Source organism: Bacteroidota bacterium, from assembly GCA_016706255.1.
Lineage (GTDB): Bacteria > Bacteroidota > Bacteroidia > Chitinophagales > BACL12 > UBA7236.
This window is the reverse complement of record JADJJZ010000006.1, coordinates 996,882-1,015,145: the sequence shown is the minus strand read 5'-3', so window position 1 is coordinate 1,015,145 and position 18,264 is coordinate 996,882. Positions and strand designations below refer to the sequence as shown.

Sequence of the window (18,264 nt, the reverse complement as noted above, 5' to 3'; positions counted from 1 at the left end):
ACAGTACAAAAATAACAAAGCATTGTTTACCTGACGATAGTAGCTGTCAAATTAGCTGTATTGCACATACTGTAATCGCAGCACATATACAGTTCCGGGCTGGGCACAATCGCAGTTCAGCACCTTATTTTGCAGCGATTCCAAAACATGGTCTGCCAAAAAAGTGTTACCGGTATTGATATATTTAATATGAATCAATTGGTTTTCATCTACCGTAAATTGAATGGTTACAATTCCTTCCAAATCGAAATCGGCAGGCGGTGTTTTATTCGAAATCATCTCAACAATATTTTCTTTAATATTTTCAGATGAACAGCTTGTTTCATTTCCTGCAAACATTTTTGTGGAAAACAGGAAAGCAATAATTAAAATAGTTAGTTTCATAATTGATATTTTTTAGTGGAATAAATCTTTTATTTTCTGCTGCAAAGTTGCTTGTGATAAATCACTTATATATGAGGGAATTATGACAAAAAGGTTACATTTCTGTGTTATAATATTTTATTAAGATGTGTGAAAATGTATTAACAAAAAAAATATCGGACAAAAAAAAAGACCTCCTGATGGAGGTCTCACGCAACCGAAGTGGATGACATGTTACTTCGACTGCACTACGTTCATGATAAACGAAACTGTTTTACCTACTAACGATTCATTAACAATCATTTTTGCGCCATCAATACTTTGTCTGATATGATATTCTAATAAATAATCAGTTGATTGTACTTCTTCAACGTGCATAACACCATTTTCGTCAACAACAACAGTAACATCTGCCTGACCATTGATACCTAATTCATTAAGTACTGTTTCATCACCAATTAATCCGGCGATATTTGTAAGTACTGTTGCTTTTTCAGCATCAGATAAATTTTTGTTTTCGTTTCCTGCGAATAATGATGTGCTTAAAAGGATTGCGGCGATTGTAAATAAGTTTTTCATAATATTTGGTTTTGAAATGATTTAAATTGTTTTTTCTAACGTTCTGAACATATGGCGAACCAGCCCATATAAAAGTTACAGCATAGCTAAAAAAAATTTACAAAACCGCGTAAAAAGGTGCTTAAAATTTCCTGAAATCCAGTGCCAGCAAGGCATTGAAGAAACTAAAAAAAACTACACCACTTTGTGTTTCCAGCATGGATTCGGTGCTGATATTGACCAGCCAAAGCAATAAAAAGGCGAGGTAGAGGTAATTTTTGTGTTTAATGGCCAGGCGCAAGCATAAAAAGAAGAAGCCTGCAAAACACAGCAGCCCCAGCCAGCCGGTTTCTACCAGTATTTGAAGATATTGATTATGCGCATTGTATTTTTCTTCCACACCGAGTTTAAATCCGTTGTTTGCATAGGCCTGAATCAAATCAGCTTCCGCATCACCGGTTCCGGTTCCCAAAATCGGGTTTTGGGCTACTACATCCGTGGCTGCGTTCCAGATTTCTTTTCTGGAGTTTACACTATTATCATATGCAACTTCATTATAAGTAAACAATAATTTTATGCGCTCTCTGGTATACGGTAAACTTAACATGGCTCCCAGGGCACAAATATTTCCCAGTATTATTATAAGTATTGTTTTTTGTTTGCCAAGATATTGTTTACCCCAAACATAAAATGCGATGCTACACAATATAAATATAGATGCAATTGCCATTTTTGCTGTGAGGAGAAAAATAAATAAGGTAATTAACAGCAAGGCAGCAAGTAAACCGAATTTTCGTTTGGAAGACAAAATACTCCAGTTTGTCAGCAGATGCATTACGATTATCACCGCAGCAAAGGCCTGAAACATTCCGGCATACGATGGGTGTAATGGTGTAAACGCAAGTAAATCTTTATAGTAGAAATGATTCTCTCCCGTACTAATAAAATGATATAGTGCAATACTTAATGCGGTAATAATAAACAAGATGCAGGTAGCCACAAAAAGCCATAACACAATTCGTTTTTCTTTTTCACTAAATGGTTTAAGCATTACATAAAATACCGGGATGGCAAATAAATATAATTTGATTTCCAAATCGCGGGCAGCAGTTGCCATATCGGAGGAAATAAAATAACCATAAACAAAAATTAAAAACAGCGCCGCAAATAACAGGTAACGTTTATTTTCTTTTAATTGATCCAATTTAAATCCGTAACTCCCGCTAACTAATATTCCGGCAAACGATAAAATTAACATTGGAGATGCCAGTGTTTTATGCACCGGAATAAGCATGGCAATGAAACATATCATGCCAAAAACAATTTTTTCAGGAATATTACGCCGGTATAAATTCAAGATAAATTCGTTAAGTGCCTTTAAATTTAATCATTACTGCAACTGTTTTAAAAATAATTATCATATCGAGCAGCAGTGAGCGGTGTTTTATATAATAAAGGTCGTATTGCAGTTTTACGAGTGTATCATCAAAATCGGAGGCGTAATGGTGTTTAACCTGTGCCCAACCTGTGAGTCCGGGCTTTACAGCATTGCGCAGTTTAAAAAACGGAATTTGTTTGCTCAGTTCATCCACAAAGTATTCGCGTTCCGGTCTTGGGCCAATCAGGTTGATATCGCCACGTAAGATATTCCAGAACTGTGGTAACTCATCGAGGCGGGTTTTGCGTAAAATGTTTCCTACTCTGGTAATTCGCGGGTCACGTTTTTGAGCAAATTGTGGTCCGGAATTTTTTTCCGCATCCACAATCATAGTGCGGAATTTTATGATATTGAATTTTTTATTGTTCTCTCCTACCCTTTCCTGCGAATAAAATAATGGTCCGCGACTGAACAACAAATTACCAAGCCAAACAAAAGGTAATACCAATAAAAAAAATACGCCGGCAATTAATGCGCAACTGATATTAATTACGCGGTTAAAAAAGGCATACACATTATCTTTATGAACAATGCTATAAGGGTTGGTTAAATGATAATCATTGCCTTTAATTTTTATCATTAACCTTCCTGTTTGTTCTTCATAAATTTGAGTTGCCTGTATCACCTGAATGCCGGCATTTTCGCAATCAATTAATCCGCTGTATAATTCTGCACTTAAACGTTCCTGTTCGGGAATCGCCAAAATTATTTCATCAACATCTAAGCGTTTTGCATATTTTACGAGGTCTGCACCGGTGCTTAATACTTTTAATGTATCATAAACTTTTCCGGTTTTGGTAGTATCATCATCTATATAACCATAAATTTTATAACCGGTATTATGATAAATAGAAGGGTTATGTAATAAAGTGCGCACAATTTCTCTTCCTGTATATCCTGCTCCAACTACTATAGCCTTTTTGGTTAAAATGGGATGAACAAAAAATGCTGCATAACACATGCGCCATAATAATACCAGCACAATCATGGCACCCATGAGTACAAAAGCAGGTAATCGGCTTTCAGGGAAAGTGGGGCTCAAAAAGGGCATAAATAAATACGTGAGAGCAGTTAGCACTGCTGTAAGCACCGTATTTTTTATTGTCGTTGTAATTCGGTCAACGTTTGATAATTTATAGAGATTAAATAGGTAGGAATAAAAAAACCAGAGCACTACAATTACTACAATCCATAAAACATTATCGGTAAAAGTATGATATGATTGTAATGCGTTGGGGTGAAAAAAACGCACATATAAAAACAGTGCTGCAAGAATCAATACTACGTCGACTGTTATCAGAATATACCTTCTGAACAGAAAACGGTAGTCATATTTTTTTTGAGCAGCCACAATGTGAATGCACAAAAATAACATTTGTTAGTTGTAACTGGTATTGTCGCCCGGCTCCAGGAAGAATCGGTAATCGGGTGCGTCGGCTATCGACTTATGCACGTATTGTTTAATCACTTTGCCTTCTTCAACTAAAAATATACCGGGCATTTGGGCCACATTACCTGCCGGACTGGTATTAAATAATTTCTTTTTGAAGCCCAGTTCAATCCAGCGCAGCCACACTTTAAGTCCAAACAGTTGGACAAAGCTGCCACGGCGCAGGCGGAAAGATTTATAAAAAATTTCTTCAGGGTCGCTCACCTGAGCTAAATCGGCAAGGCCATATTCGTTCAGATAGGCATTTGCGGCTTCAGCTTCTATCATATATACTAATACAATAGTAATACCACGCGATTCCAGTTCTTTGCGGTGCGCAGCCAGTTCTATAAGTGATTCTTTGCAGAAAGGGCAGCCAAAATGCCTTAAAAACACCAGCATTACCTGGTTATTTTCATTCATTTCACCCAAATTTCTGCCATCATTAGTATCAAACATCGAAAGTGGGTAGTCGTCGTTGTTGAAGGTTTCGATCATCATTTTATCCGTATCAAAACTGCGGCGATACACTTTATACAACACAATTGCATTAGGAATCAACCAGATAAAATGATTAAAAATGATGAAACGTATGAATAAATTATTAAAAAATCCGATGGAATAACCGAAAATAAATCCGCCAATCATACCGATGTGAAATAATGATACGATAAGGATGATTGTCCAGTGTTTATAAGGGTTTGCGGCAGCTATCATCATGCCAATACCGAGCACAAAAGTGATGACGCTCATGAAATCCCAAAAAATAACAGGGGTTTTACCGGTATCAATAACCACTGATGATAAAATAGTAGGAAATAAAACCACTACAATACTCCATATAATGAAGTACAGTGCGGAAATAAAGATACTTGCGTTCGTTTTTGTTCTAATAAAACTGGTCATAATTGCTGAAATACAGGGGTTAAACAAAAGTGGGGGTGTTTTGTTTAACTTTGCGTATCAAAAATACTCAATCGATGAAGAAATACATTTTATTTTGTTTTACGCTGCTAACAATTGTAGCTCAAACCGCAACGGCACAAGACCTTGAACTTCCGCAACCGAGCCCATGGGCACAGGTAAGCCAGAAATTCGGTCTTGCCCAAACAACCATAACTTACTCACGCCCTGCAATGAAGGGACGCACCATTTTTGGCAGTTTAGTGCCTTACGGTGAAATGTGGAGAACAGGCGCCAATAAAGCCACAGAGCTTAAAATTGAAGGCACTGTAATGATCAACAACCAAAAAGTTGAAGCAGGTTCATACTCATTGTTTACCATTCCCGGCCAAACCGAATGGACCATCATTATTAATAAAAACACCGAATTATGGGGAACAGGTGGTTATAAGCAGGAAGAAGATGTGATGCGTTTTACAGTTAAACCTACAGCTACTACTTCAACCGAATCTTTTACCATTGGTTTCAGTAATGTGAAAGACAAAAGTATTATGGTTGATCTCATCTGGGAAACAACAAAAGTAAGTTTTGAAATTTCGAACGACTTTGTTGAGCAGGGCAAACAGAATATTGAGACTGCCATTAAATCCGCAGAAAATACTTTGGGTTTATACAATGATGCTGCAGAATTTTACCTTGATTATAATTTAGATGCTAAATTAGCAATGGAATGGTCAAAAAAATCTACTGCTCAGGGTGAACGCTACTGGAATTTATATACACTTGCACGTGCTTATGCTGCAAACGGTATGTATAAAGAAGCTATTGAAATTGGAACCCGTTCAAATACCATGGCTACTGAAGCAAAAAATACCGGTTTTGCACAAACAGTTGCTGCAAGTTTAGCCGAATGGAAAAAGAAATAATGATGGAATTGTATCTTTTATATCATATTTTTTAAATTATTTTAAATACCGGGCATTCCCCGGTATTTTTATTTTATAATTATGCCCGAACAAAAAGTTTTTTTACGTGCGGAATGGCGAAATTTATTAATCGCAAATTATATCTGTGACCCGGCAATTTTACAACCCTATTTGCCGGCAAAAACGGTATTAGATACCTACAAAGGTGAACATCTGGTTAGTCTGGTCGCTTTTCAATTTTTGAATACCGCTGTAATGGGCATTAAATTTCCTTTTCATACTAATTTTGTTGAAATTAATTTGCGTTTATATGTAAAACATCAGGATAATGGTGAATGGAAACGCGGCGTGGTTTTCGTAAAAGAAATTGTCCCGCGAAGTATGATCACCTTTGTTGCTAATACCTTGTTTAATGAAAATTATGTTACCATGCCAACAGCAGGGCAAATAAGTAAATCTGCTGATGTAATTACTGCAAACTATACATGGGGAAAAGCAAGTAAATTTGCCGCAACTGCACAATTGCAAACAAAAGCTATTGCAGCAGATTCCATAGAAGAATTTATCACCGAACACTATTGGGGTTACGCTGCCATTGATGCTGCACAAACAAATCAATACGGCGTTGAACATCCGCGATGGAATGTGCATCCGCTGATTAATTTTTCTATTCAAACAAATTTTGAAACTTTGTATGGCCGTAACTTTGCATTTTTAAACCAGGCGCAACCACATTCTGTTTTATTTGCAGCAGGTAGTCCTGTTTTGGTTAGAAAAGGTTATCCGATAACATAAATTAATTTATTATAAACATTATGTAATTTTAATAAGCTAAGCCGCATCAAATTTGAAATCTTTTATTACCACATTATGAAAAAATTTATTTTATTTCTTCTGCTCGCTTCCCCAACATTTTTATTTAGTCAGTCGGGTTTAATTAAACCCATACTACAACCCGATGCACCTGAATGGGTTCAGTTAATGTATGCAGATACTCCAAATGTATTTGCTGTAGCATCTGCTTTTGAAGCTTACTACAAAACACATCCTTACGAAGAAAATAATTATACGAAATATTATAGCCGATGGGCAATTACAGCGCGGCAATATGCAAATGAAAACGGCGATATTATTATTCCTGATAATTTAGCATTGCAAGAAAATATTTTATTACGCAATAAATTGCACAGTGGTGAAGGCAGTAGGAGTACTACCTGGACCTTCGCCGGGCCTGAATTACATTATACAGTAAAATATGATGCGGGTGCAGCAAGTATTCCCGTTTCCGATCATGCTAACATTCACAGTTTAGATCGTTGTTTATCGAACCCTGATGTATTGTATTGCGGTGGTGAAACCGGTGGTGTTTATAAAACAACAAATAAAGGATTAAACTGGGAACATGTAACAAAAGGTTATTACATGAATACCATTCGTGCTCTTGCAGTGAACCCAAATAATCCGGATGAAGTAATTGCAACATCACAAGGTGAATTATGGAAAACTGCAGATGGCGGAGCAACATGGCATATTACCGGTGATGCCTCTTTTCAGGCGATTTATATTACTGCTTATGATATTGTTTATAATCCTGAAAATCCGGCTATTGTTTATGCAGGTTGCGAACAGGGTTTTTATAGAAGTACAGATGGTGGTGAAAACTGGACACTGATTCTAAATAATTTTTGTATGTCGGTGGCAGTTAAACCCGATGATGCTTCAGTAATTTATACTTTACAATATGACCCTGCAACAAAAATTCCTTATTTTAAAAAATCAACTGATTATGGTGTTTCATTTACTACATATAATACCGGATGGTTTTCTGTTCCTGCTGCTGATGCCGGAAAAATTACCAGTCAGGGTGGAAGAATTGGAGTAACTGAAGCTAATCCAAATAAAGTATATGTTTTATTGGTTGGAGAAAGTACAGCAGATGCCACTTTACAATTGCGTGGAACAATTGGTGTTTATGTGAGCAATGATGCAGGAGAAAACTGGAATTTTCCACATGGATTAATCGGTATGCCTTACAATGTGGATACACATCCTAATTTGATGGATTTCGACGGACATACCAGCGATTATGACCAGATATATTACAACACCACAATTGCAGTTTCACAATTAGATGAAAATAAAATTTTGGTGGGCGGATTAAATTTATGGAAAAGCGGAGATGGTGCAACAAGTTATGATGCCGTTGGCGGATATATGGGTTATTTACCTTATTTCCATCCCGATAATCAGGAGACAAAAATTTATAAAACTTCACCTACAACTGAAGAAATATGGATGGCAACAGATGGTGGTGTAAATTTTACAACCGATTGGGTTGAAACACATGAAAGCAGAAGTAATGGATTGCAGGCTTCTAATTTTTGGGGATTTGATCAGGGTTGGCAGGAAGATGTGATGGTTGGAGGAAGATACCACAACGGTAATGGCGGATATTACGAAAATTATCCTGCAGGAACATTTTTAGCATTAGGTGGCGGTGAAGCTGCAACAGGTTATATTAAACCAAGTGATGAACGTATTTGTTTAATGAGTGATATTGGTGGTGTTGAATTGCCGGAAGAAATTGATGGTGTTGCGTCATTTTTATCGTTTTCTAATACACCAAATGAAAGTTATTGGTATAATTCCAGTTCACGCATTCAGTTTGATTGGGATTATTACAATTATGCTTACATGGGTCGCGATAATAGTATTTGGAAAAGTGTTGATGGCGGAAGTTCATTCGCTCCTATTTACACATTTGGTGGAACTACAGGAAATAAAGTATTATGGGTGGAACAAAGCAGAGTAGATAAAAAAATAATTTATCTCACACAAAATATTGGTGGCTCAAATTGTAAACTCTGGAAAACAACTGATGGTGGTGTAAGCTGGACTGATATTGATTTACCACAAGCAAAACGCGATTTAATATTTACCTTAAGTGGTAATAATTCAAATGAATTATGGATTGCGTATACTTTTGGGTCAGATGGCAATAAAGTGTATCACAGTACAAATGGTGGTGATACCTGGACTAATATCACAACAGGTACATTAAATGGTTTACATCCTGCTGCCATTACACATCAGTTTGGAACCGATGGTGGTGTTTATTTAACCGTAAGAGAAGCGGCAGTATTTTACAGAACAAATACATTTATCGACTGGCTGCAACATGGTGATGATTTACCGCTTGTTACTGATGCATTAAAAACAATTCCGTTTTATCGCGATAATAAATTGCGATTAGCAAGCTGGAATATTGGTATATGGGAATCGTTTTTATATGAACCTTCTGCACTAATTGCCGATTTTTCTACTGCATTTCCTTATTTTTATTGTTCCGGTGATGAAATCAAATTTGTTGATCGCTCAACAGCTTCTGCAAGTGCAACATATTTATGGGAATTCCCCGGTGGATTACCTGCAACATCAACAGAAAAAAATCCAACCGTAAGTTATCCAACCGGCGGTAGTTTTGATGTTACATTAACGATAACAGATGGTGCTTCAGTTGAAAGCGTAACTAAAACAGCAATTGTTAGTTCATTACCTGAATCTGTATTACCACTTACAGAAAATTTTGAAACAGGCAGTTTTGCATCAGGATGGCATGGTGGTGAAACCGGAGGATGGGCTATAGCAGATTTTGCTTCCGCTTATGCCATTGGCGAAAACAGTATGTTTTTTAATAATTATTACACTGATTTGCAAGGTGGTGCTGTAGATGAAATTTCTGCAAAATATAATATGGATGATGTAACTACTGCAACGCTAAATTTTGATGTTGCTTATCGTCCTTACGGTGGTATTTATATGGATACCTTACAAATTTTAGTTTCAACAGATTGTGGTGCAACAAAAACACAATTATTTTATGCAGGCGGCGATGATTTAGCAACCGGTCCTGGTTATACCGCAGATGTTTTTTATCCTGCAGCAGATGAATGGGAAACTAAAACAATTGACCTGACTGCTTTTGCAGGTTCCGATAATGTTACATTTTATTTTAGCAATATTGGTTATTGGGGACAAGCCTTATATCTGGATAATATTAATGTTTCAGCGAATTTTATTCCTGTCAATAATATTGATGCCGTTGTAAATGCTGAAATAATTCCGAATCCAAATCAGGGTTATTTTAATTTGGGTATTGAAAGTGTAAATGCAGGAATGGCCACAATTCAAATGATAAATGCATTAGGCGAAATTATTTATACCCATATAAATAATATAAACAAGGGTGAAAATACGATAGTAATTAATCAGCAGGGATTAAGTAAAGGCATATATTTTATTTCCATCCAAACACAAGATGGTAATATCAGTATTCCATTTATTATTGAATAATATTTTTGTACATAAAAAAAGCCTGCAAAAATATTTGCAGGCTTTTTTTATGTTTATCTTTTTACCAGATTTTCACTCTTAAACTATCCGGCACATACATTTTATCACCCGGTTTAACACCGAATGCATCATAAAATTCCGGAATATTATAAGCAGGACCATTTACCCGTAAAAAATTAGGTGAATGTACATCTGTCTTAGCACGTAATACCATTGCTTCATCACGATATTTTCCATACCATGATAAGGCAAAACCAAGGAAATAACGTTGAGTAGGTGTATATCCGCCAATTAATTTTCCTTCTTTATATTGGTCGGTCATTTTAAATGCTTCAAACCCTAATAACATACCACCTAAGTCTGCAATATTTTCACCTTGTGTTGCATCACCATTTACATGAATGGTATCGATAATAATATAATTATTAAACTGCTCCACAATTTTTTTGGTGCGTTCTAAAAATTGTGCACGGTCTTCAGGTGTCCACCATTCTACTAAATTTCCTTTTTCATCAAACTGACTTCCCTGGTCATCAAAACCATGTGTAATTTCATGCCCGATTGTAGAACCTGCTGCGTAGCCATAAGCAATTGCATCATCTACAAATTCATCCGGCACACCGGGAACAATAAATGCTGCGGCCGGTAATACAATTTCATTATTACTTGGATTGTAATATGCATTCCAGGTTTGCGGAGTCATATCCCAATCAGTTCTGTCAACCGGCTTGTATAATTTTGCAACTTCATAAGCATGTAAATATTTGCTTGCACGAATGGCATTCTGCACATAAGAATCTCTTGCAGTTTCAAGCGAAGAATAATCGCGCCAGTTGTCTGGATATCCAACTTTTTTAATTACTGTACTTAATTTTAGCAATGCTTTTTCTTTGGTAGCAGGGCTCATCCACTCTAATTGCTGAATACGTACTTTGTAGGCTTCCATTACATTTTCTACAATTTTTTCATAACGCGCTTTTTGTTCAGGCGGATAATATTTTGCTACATACAACTGACCGAGCATAAAGCCCATTGCATCTTCTTCAGCATCTAAAACACGTTTCCATCTTGCACGTTGCTCTTTTGTACCATTTAATATGGTGCCGTAAAAATTAAAATGTTCTTTATCAAAATCACTGCTCAATTGTCCGGCATAGGCATTTAATAAATTCCATTGTAAATACGCTTTCCAGTTGTCAAGGCTTTCAGTAGTAATCGATTTATTTAATTGTTTGAAAAATTCCGGCTGACCAACAATTACGGAGTCAATATTTTTTATGCCGGCTTGTGCTAAAAACGATTCCCATGGAATTGCAGGACATAATTTATTTACATCTGCAATACTCATTCTGTTATAATTTGCGTATGGATCACGCAAAGCTTCCAGTTTTCGTGATGCACCTGCAAATGCAGTTTCCATGCGCATAATGTTTGCTGCATTTTTATCAGCGGTAGCCACATCAACACCGGTTAACTGAAACATTTTGGAAATATGTTTTACATATTCTGCACGAATATTAGTTGTGCGTTCATCTTTATCAAAATAATAATCACGGTCAGGTAAACCGATACCGCCCTGATAAAAATGTAAGCGGAACTGATTACTGTTTTTTTCATCCTGGAAAATATAATTACCAAAAAATGGTTGCACCTGAATAGAATGTAAATAAGCAGCTGAATTAATTACACCGGCTTTATCCTGAATGGCAGCAATTTTATCCAGCTCAGGTTTTAATGGTGTAATGCCTTGTTTTTCGATAGTTACAGTGTCCATACCCGTAAACCAGAAATCACCAATTTTTTGTTCGTTGCTACCTTTTGCAGCTTTGGTGTTTGCAGCAGCATCTTCATTTATTTTTCTGATACGTGCATAATTTTCTTCATTTACTAAAGTCCATATTCCCCATGAACGTTCGCTTTCGGGAATGGGATTATTTTTTAACCATGTGCCTACAGCAAATTTGAAAAAATCATCACCCGGATTTACCGTTGAATCGATAAAATCTTTCATAAAATCTTCGCGGGCAACTTCAGTTTTTTCTGCTTTGGGTTTGCAGGAAAACACGGTTAAGCTAATAAGTGCTATCAACCAGTATTTATTCATAAAATTTAGATTTAAGCGTCAAATATAGACATATCCCATTGTTTTAGCGGTGACTTACATCTACGTTAACATATATCAACGTTTATTTAAGCATTTTTATCAGCGTGGTTGTTTATACAAACGCACAATAATTGTAATTATCTTTGTAAGCATGAAAGCGCAGGTATTTTCAAAATTTGTTTTGTTCATGGCGATTCCCCTGTCGGCATGTTTACAGGCATGTACTTCAAAATCGCATCCTGAAAGTAATGAGGTGGCTGCACCGGTTGCGTTTGTGGCTGATACGATTGCTCCTGCCGACGGCCCCCCGGGCATGATTTGGATTCCCGGCGGTGAATATATCATGGGAACAGATACTGACCCACAACACAGAAGTGATGAAAGTCCTGCTCATACTGTCCGACTCGACGGATTTTGGATAGATATTACTGAAGTAACCAATGCCGAATTCGCAGCATTTGTTAAAGCGACAGGATATAAAACAACATCGGAGCGACCAATAGACTGGGAAGAATTAAAACAACAGGTGCCTCCCGGAACACCCAAGCCCGCTGATGAAATGCTGGAACCTGCCAGTATGGTTTTTACAACTACAACAAAACCTGTAGACCTTAATAATTTTTTGAATTGGTGGAGTTTTGTGAAGGGGGCCGATTGGATGCATCCTCAGGGGCCAATGACGAGTATAATTGGCAAAGAAAATCATCCTGTAGTTCAGGTGAGTTGGGACGATGCGGTAGCATATTGTAAATGGGCAGGGAAAAGATTACCAACCGAAGCAGAATGGGAATATGCTGCAAGAGGTGGAGTAATCGGTGCAATTTATCCCTGGGGTGATGATAAGAATCTTGCACAACATACCAATTCATGGCAGGGCAATTTTCCAAACATAAATACTGCTGAAGATGGATATAAAACGACCTCGCCGGTAAAAAGTTATCCGCCCAATAAATTTGGCCTGTATGATATGGCCGGAAATGTCTGGGAATGGTGTAGTGATTTCTACCATGTAGACTACTACAACAAGTGTTTCGCGCAGGGCACCGTAACCAATCCAAAAGGGCCGGAAATGTCCTATGACCCGAATCAACCCTATAATATTGTTCGTGCAAAACGTGGTGGTTCCTTTTTATGTAATGAAGTTTATTGCTCCAGTTATCGCGTTGCCGCACGTATGGCAACAAGTTATGATACCGGTCAGGATCACTCAGGATTTCGTTGTGTGATGACACAGGAAATGTGGGAAACAATTAAAAAAAATGCACAACATTAAAAATGTTTTACGCTGCATTAAACAAATTTTGCAGCTTACTGTTAATACTCATATGAAGCGATTTTTAGTGGTGCTGTTAACCCTTACCTGCACAGCACTCCAGGCCCAAACCGGAAAAATTTACGGAACAGTTACCAATAGCATCAACAATGAGGCTTTACCTTTTGTAACTATTATTTTATCAGGAACCACTTACGGTACACTAAGTGATATAGACGGAAACTATTCCGTTGAAAATATTCCACCGGGTTTGTATAATGTTGAATTCAGTTTTATCGGATTTAAAAAGAAAACATTATTTGAAGTACAGGTTACCAATGCCAAACCTGTTTATTTAAATGTGGTAATGGAAGAAGATGAAAATTTGCTTGAAGCAGTTGAAGTAAAAGAAACCATTACCGATAAAACAGATGAATCACCATTATCGCTGCGAACAATTGGTGCAAACGAAATTCAAAGAAACCCCGGTGGTAACCGCGATATCAGTCGTGTAATTCAGAGTTTGCCGGGTGTAACTTATACGCCATCATTTAGAAATGATATTATTATCAGAGGTGGTTCGCCAAATGAAAACCGATTTTATTTAGATGGTATTGAAGTGCCAAATATTAATCACTTTGCGACCCAAGGCTCAAGTGGCGGACCGGTTGGAATGATTAATGTGGATTTTATTCGCGAGGTGGAATTTTATTCGGGTGCTTTTCCGGTTAATTATGGCAATGCGCTAAGTAGTGTTTTTTCATTTGAACAACGTGATGGTCGCACCGATAAATGGGGTGGCAGTTTTACCTTGGGTTCCAGTGATGTTGGCTTAACTGCTGAGGGTCCACTTGGTGAAAAATCATCGGTATTATTATCTGCAAGAAGAAGTTATCTCCAATTTTTATTCGGTGCAATTGGTTTACCCTTTTTGCCAACCTACAATGATTTTCAATACAAACAAAAAATTAAACTGAATCAAAAAAATGAAATTACCATAATTGGTTTAGGTGCTATTGATCAGTTTGATTTAAATACAGAAGATGATACCAGTGCTTATCAGCAATATATTTTAGGCAATTTACCTTATCAGACTCAATGGAATTATACAATAGGTGGCAGCTACAAACATTATCGCGAACGCGGCTATTCCACTATTGTTGCCAGCAGAAATATGTTGAATAATCGCGCTTATAAATATATTGACAACGACGAATCAATTCCGGAAAATAAAATATTTGATTATACCAGCCGTGAAATGGAAAATAAATTGCGTTATGAAGAAACGTTGGACATCAATAAATTCAGGATACGCGGAGGAATTAATTTAGAGCTCGCCAAATATACCAACGATACCTATCAGTTAATTCCTTTTGGTGAAGATGTAATTACGGTTGATTATAATTCCGATTTAAAATTCCAGAAATGGGGTGCTTTTGTGCAAAGTAGTACAACGCTTTTAGATTACCGACTCATTATATCATTTGGTTTACGCGCAGATGCTAATAATTATAGCAGCAGCATGCAAAATTTATTAGACCAGTTGTCGCCACGTTTTTCCGCATCATATAAATTAACAGATGAATGGAGTTTAAATTTTAATACAGGCATTTATTATCAATTACCGGCATACACCATTTTAGGTTATGCAGAAGGTGAAAATAATTTTATTAATAAAGCAAATAATATCACTTATATCCAATCCAAACATCTTGTTGCAGGAACTGAATATCGTCCAAACAGTTATTTGAGATTTACACTGGAAGGATTTTACAAACAATATGCGCATTATCCATTCAGTTTAAGAGATTCTGTTTCGCTTGCAAATTTGGGAGCCGATTTTGGTGTTATTGGCGATGAACCTGTTACATCTACCAGCAATGGAAGGAGTTACGGAATTGAATTTCTTGCCCAACAAAAATTAAATAAAAACTTTTATGGTATTTTGTCTGTAACCTACGTAGTGAGCGAGTTTGAAGATGCTGCCGGAAATTTCGCACCATCGTCGTGGGACAATAGAACGATTATTGCACTTACAGCAGGAAAAAAATTCAAACACGATTGGGAAGTTGGTGCTAAATGGCGTTTTAGTGGTGGTTTACCTTATACACCTTACGATATTAATTACAGCGCACTCACTTATGTTTGGGATATTAATCGTCAGGGTGTGTTAGATTTCAGTCAGTTAAATTCAAAACGGTTAGACCCTTATCATCAACTGGATATTCGTGTAGATAAAAAATGGTTTTTTAACCAGTGGAATTTAGATGTTTATCTCGATATTCAAAATGTATATAATTTTCAAACTACCTTACAACCGTTAGTTGATGTTGTGAAAGATGATGCCGGAAATCCGATATTAAATCCGGAAGACCCAACACGTTATCAGGTTTATCAGTTAGAAAATTCCAATGGTACTTTGTTGCCGAGTATTGGTATTATTATCGAATTGTAATTAATAATAATTACCGGGCAATAAATAATTCCGAACGTAATCATAAATCCCTTCCTCCAATGTGTGGAAGGGTTTTTTATATCCTGCTGCTTTGAGTTTATCCATATCGGCTTCTGTGTAATATTGATATTTATCGCGAATATCTTCAGGTATATCAATCCATTCAATCGACAGCGGAATTTGCATACTTGATGCAGTTGATGCTGCTAAGTCGTAAAACGTTCTCGCCTGATCGGTTCCGAGATTATAAATTCCGGATTGTGGTAATGTTTCCATTAACCAGGTTATCACATTAATTACATCTTTAACATAAATAAAATCACGCAACTGTTTGCCATCATCAAAACCTGATTTATGCGAACGAAATAATTTTACTTTTCCTGAATTTTTAAACTGATGATAGGCATGAAATATTACCGATGCCATTCTTGCTTTGTGATATTCGTTAGGGCCATAAACATTAAAAAATTTGAGGCCATACCAATTGGGCGGACAAGCAGTTTGTTGGAGCACCCATTTATCAAATTCATTTTTTGAATCGCCATATGGGTTAAGTGGTTTCAGGGAAGGAATTAATTCGTGGTCATCTTTATATCCCAATTCTCCGTCGCCATAAGTGGCAGCACTGGAAGCATAAATAAAGGGAATATTTCTTTCTGTGCATATTTCCCATAATGATTTAGAATAAGCCACATTTAATTCATCAAAAATGGCTTTATTAAATTCAGTGGTGTCTGTTCTGGCTCCAATGTGTATGATGGCCTTTAGCTCAGGTAAAGCACCTGATTCCAGCTCATTAAGTAAATCTTTACGGTCGATTGTTTTGGCAAATTGCACCGCATCCAGGTTGGGGAGTTTATGCACCGCAGCAAGGTTATCACAAATAGCCACACTATAGTTGCCGGAACGCTGTAATTCAAGCGCCAGACAGCTTCCGATAAAGCCCAGTGCACCGGTAACCAGCACCAGCGGTTGTTCAGAATGTAATTCAGATGCCATTTGTGTAATTTTGTACAAAACTAAATCAAATTTATATGAGAACTATCGTGGTTTGTATGCTTTTAGGGATGCTGCTGATTTCCTGCAACAAAAAAAAATACGAGCGGGTTACAAACTATAACGATAAAGTAGTTACGTATATTGAACAAAGTGAGCGCACAATGAAAGTGTGGAACACAACCAATTTTATGCAGGAATATGACCTGAAAAAGCAAAATTCTGTTACCCGTTTGCTCAACATGCAGGATTCACTAAATAACCTTGAACCACTTTCCGACGATGATACTTTACGTTTAGCAGGATTGGCAATGATTGAAAATTATTTAAATGCCTTTTCCATTTACGATACCATTCACAAAATTTTAGCCGACAGTTTATATTTTAAATCTGATTCCATTCGCGTGCAGGAATTATTATTGTCAAATCAAAATATGTTGAAACAACAGGCCGAGGCATTTATGAATACACAACGCCGTTTTTCAATTCGCTACGATTTACCTTTTGTTGAATAATTATTGCGTGTCTTTCGGTAATCCTAATTGTTCTCTTAAAATCCGGTCTGCATTATTATGTGCATTCCAGTAATCTAAAAGTATTTCTTTATTTCTAACTGCGGTTGTGGTTAACACTTTGCCGTCAAATCCGGCATAGGTATCATCCCATCCGGTAATTTTATATGGGAAATTTTTCTCGAAACGAATATTTAATTTTCTTCCTAAAGTAGGAAAATCGATTACATATACCATGATACCATTTTCATCACGTAAATCTAAAGTAGCCATTACAGGTTCCAATGGTTTATGCGATAATCTTAAATAAATAGCACCAGGTAAAATTTTCATTTCACCTTTTGGTAATTTATCGGGATTTATTCTGATTAAATTCCACAATTCATCTTCCTGCATCACCGTTGCAAAATTCAGATTACGGTCGCCCTCCGATTCAAAATAACTTCTCGACTGAATATCAAAACCATTTTTTCCGGCATTCATTTGATAATAAGCCATACCACACCATTCCTGCATACTGCCGGTTATTTTTACGGCATGCGGATAATTATTAATATCAATTGGTTGAAATGCACTTAACATGATTGAATAAGGATAAATGCCTGTATTAAATTTTGTAGACTGATTTAATTTTAAAACAGGTTGTTTATCTGCACCGGCCGCAGAGGCGTCATCTAATTTAACTTGTTTACTTTTTGAAAAATCTTCTGCAACAAATACATTCACCAAAGTGCCTTCATGAATTTCTCCGTAACGGCTTTGTTTTAAATAGTAACTGGTGAGTTCCGCTTTTCCGGCATACCAGTAATTATTCCATGCTTCATTCGGTTTAAATGGCTCAGCAGCTTTCGCTTCCATACCGGAAGGTTGCTTTTCAGCTCCGTTGGAACCGTTAACCGATTGCTGACATCCCTGAAGCGCTGCCATTGATAGCAAACCAATTGCCGCGAAAAATAGAATAGTTGAACGCATTTT

The 18,264-nt window shown here is 36.7% G+C and carries 14 protein-coding genes; 6 read left to right on the top strand and 8 right to left on the bottom strand.

Going from position 1 to position 18,264, the window contains the following annotated elements:
- Positions 1–51: 51 nt before the first annotated feature.
- The 5 genes from IPI65_13020 to IPI65_13000 all read right to left on the bottom strand — a co-directional run bounded on the left by IPI65_13020 (position 52) and on the right by IPI65_13000 (position 4,694).
- Positions 52–384 carry a hypothetical protein gene (locus IPI65_13020; protein MBK7442435.1) on the bottom strand — a complete coding sequence of 111 codons (333 nt, stop codon included), beginning with the start codon at positions 382–384 and terminating at the stop codon, positions 52–54.
- Positions 385–597: 213 nt separating this feature from the next.
- Entirely contained in the window at positions 598–942 is a 345-nt protein-coding gene (locus IPI65_13015; GenBank protein MBK7442434.1) for a hypothetical protein, read from the bottom strand.
- Between the two features lie 121 nt (positions 943–1,063).
- A complete protein-coding gene (locus IPI65_13010; GenBank protein MBK7442433.1) occupies positions 1,064–2,233 on the bottom strand; it encodes an O-antigen ligase family protein in 1,170 nt (389 codons plus the stop codon).
- 55 nt (positions 2,234–2,288) lie between these two features.
- Complete coding sequence (locus tag IPI65_13005; protein MBK7442432.1) at positions 2,289–3,725, bottom strand: sugar transferase; 1,437 nt, start codon at positions 3,723–3,725, stop codon at positions 2,289–2,291.
- A gap of 12 nt (positions 3,726–3,737) precedes the next feature.
- Positions 3,738–4,694 (bottom strand): redoxin domain-containing protein, encoded by a 957-nt coding sequence (locus IPI65_13000; GenBank protein MBK7442431.1) that lies wholly within the window; start codon positions 4,692–4,694, stop codon positions 3,738–3,740.
- Between the two features lie 74 nt (positions 4,695–4,768).
- On the opposite strand from IPI65_13000, the gene IPI65_12995 reads away from it, so the two are divergent.
- The 3 genes from IPI65_12995 (at position 4,769) to IPI65_12985 (ending at position 9,970) form a co-directional block, all read left to right on the top strand.
- Entirely contained in the window at positions 4,769–5,617 is an 849-nt protein-coding gene (locus tag IPI65_12995) for a DUF2911 domain-containing protein (GenBank protein MBK7442430.1), read from the top strand.
- 81 nt (positions 5,618–5,698) lie between these two features.
- Complete coding sequence (locus IPI65_12990) at positions 5,699–6,412, top strand: DUF2071 domain-containing protein (GenBank protein ID MBK7442429.1); 714 nt, start codon at positions 5,699–5,701, stop codon at positions 6,410–6,412.
- 75 nt (positions 6,413–6,487) lie between these two features.
- On the top strand, positions 6,488–9,970 hold the full coding sequence (locus IPI65_12985; GenBank protein MBK7442428.1) for a PKD domain-containing protein: 3,483 nt from the start codon (positions 6,488–6,490) through the stop codon (positions 9,968–9,970).
- A gap of 61 nt (positions 9,971–10,031) precedes the next feature.
- On the opposite strand, the gene IPI65_12980 is transcribed toward IPI65_12985, so the two are convergent.
- Positions 10,032–12,074 (bottom strand): M13 family metallopeptidase, encoded by a 2,043-nt coding sequence (locus IPI65_12980; GenBank protein ID MBK7442427.1) that lies wholly within the window; start codon positions 12,072–12,074, stop codon positions 10,032–10,034.
- A 151-nt stretch (positions 12,075–12,225) separates the two neighbouring features.
- On the opposite strand from IPI65_12980, the gene IPI65_12975 reads away from it, so the two are divergent.
- Positions 12,226–13,347: a formylglycine-generating enzyme family protein gene (locus IPI65_12975; GenBank protein ID MBK7442426.1), complete on the top strand. Its 1,122-nt coding sequence runs from the start codon at positions 12,226–12,228 to the stop codon at positions 13,345–13,347.
- Between the two features lie 52 nt (positions 13,348–13,399).
- Positions 13,400–15,781: a TonB-dependent receptor gene (locus IPI65_12970; GenBank protein MBK7442425.1), complete on the top strand. Its 2,382-nt coding sequence runs from the start codon at positions 13,400–13,402 to the stop codon at positions 15,779–15,781.
- On the opposite strand, the gene rfaD is transcribed toward IPI65_12970, so the two are convergent.
- Positions 15,782–16,750 carry an ADP-glyceromanno-heptose 6-epimerase gene (gene rfaD, locus IPI65_12965; GenBank protein MBK7442424.1) on the bottom strand — a complete coding sequence of 323 codons (969 nt, stop codon included), beginning with the start codon at positions 16,748–16,750 and terminating at the stop codon, positions 15,782–15,784.
- Positions 16,751–16,815: 65 nt separating this feature from the next.
- On the opposite strand from rfaD, the gene IPI65_12960 reads away from it, so the two are divergent.
- Positions 16,816–17,292: a hypothetical protein gene (locus IPI65_12960; protein ID MBK7442423.1), complete on the top strand. Its 477-nt coding sequence runs from the start codon at positions 16,816–16,818 to the stop codon at positions 17,290–17,292.
- On the opposite strand, the gene IPI65_12955 is transcribed toward IPI65_12960, so the two are convergent.
- Positions 17,293–18,261 (bottom strand): hypothetical protein, encoded by a 969-nt coding sequence (locus tag IPI65_12955; protein MBK7442422.1) that lies wholly within the window; start codon positions 18,259–18,261, stop codon positions 17,293–17,295.
- Positions 18,262–18,264 lie beyond the last annotated feature (3 nt).

Coding starts and splice junctions, on each gene's coding strand:
- IPI65_12970 (MBK7442425.1), top strand. CDS start 13,400: ATGAAGCGATTTTTAGTGGTGCTGTTAACCCTTACCTGCACAGCACTC.
- IPI65_13010 (MBK7442433.1), bottom strand. CDS start 2,233: ATGATATGTTTCATTGCCATGCTTATTCCGGTGCATAAAACACTGGCA.
- IPI65_12980 (MBK7442427.1), bottom strand. CDS start 12,074: ATGAATAAATACTGGTTGATAGCACTTATTAGCTTAACCGTGTTTTCC.
- IPI65_13020 (MBK7442435.1), bottom strand. CDS start 384: ATGAAACTAACTATTTTAATTATTGCTTTCCTGTTTTCCACAAAAATG.
- IPI65_12985 (MBK7442428.1), top strand. CDS start 6,488: ATGAAAAAATTTATTTTATTTCTTCTGCTCGCTTCCCCAACATTTTTA.
- IPI65_12960 (MBK7442423.1), top strand. CDS start 16,816: ATGAGAACTATCGTGGTTTGTATGCTTTTAGGGATGCTGCTGATTTCC.
- IPI65_12990 (MBK7442429.1), top strand. CDS start 5,699: ATGCCCGAACAAAAAGTTTTTTTACGTGCGGAATGGCGAAATTTATTA.
- IPI65_12955 (MBK7442422.1), bottom strand. CDS start 18,261: ATGCGTTCAACTATTCTATTTTTCGCGGCAATTGGTTTGCTATCAATG.
- IPI65_13000 (MBK7442431.1), bottom strand. CDS start 4,694: ATGACCAGTTTTATTAGAACAAAAACGAACGCAAGTATCTTTATTTCC.
- IPI65_12995 (MBK7442430.1), top strand. CDS start 4,769: ATGAAGAAATACATTTTATTTTGTTTTACGCTGCTAACAATTGTAGCT.
- IPI65_12975 (MBK7442426.1), top strand. CDS start 12,226: ATGAAAGCGCAGGTATTTTCAAAATTTGTTTTGTTCATGGCGATTCCC.
- IPI65_13015 (MBK7442434.1), bottom strand. CDS start 942: ATGAAAAACTTATTTACAATCGCCGCAATCCTTTTAAGCACATCATTA.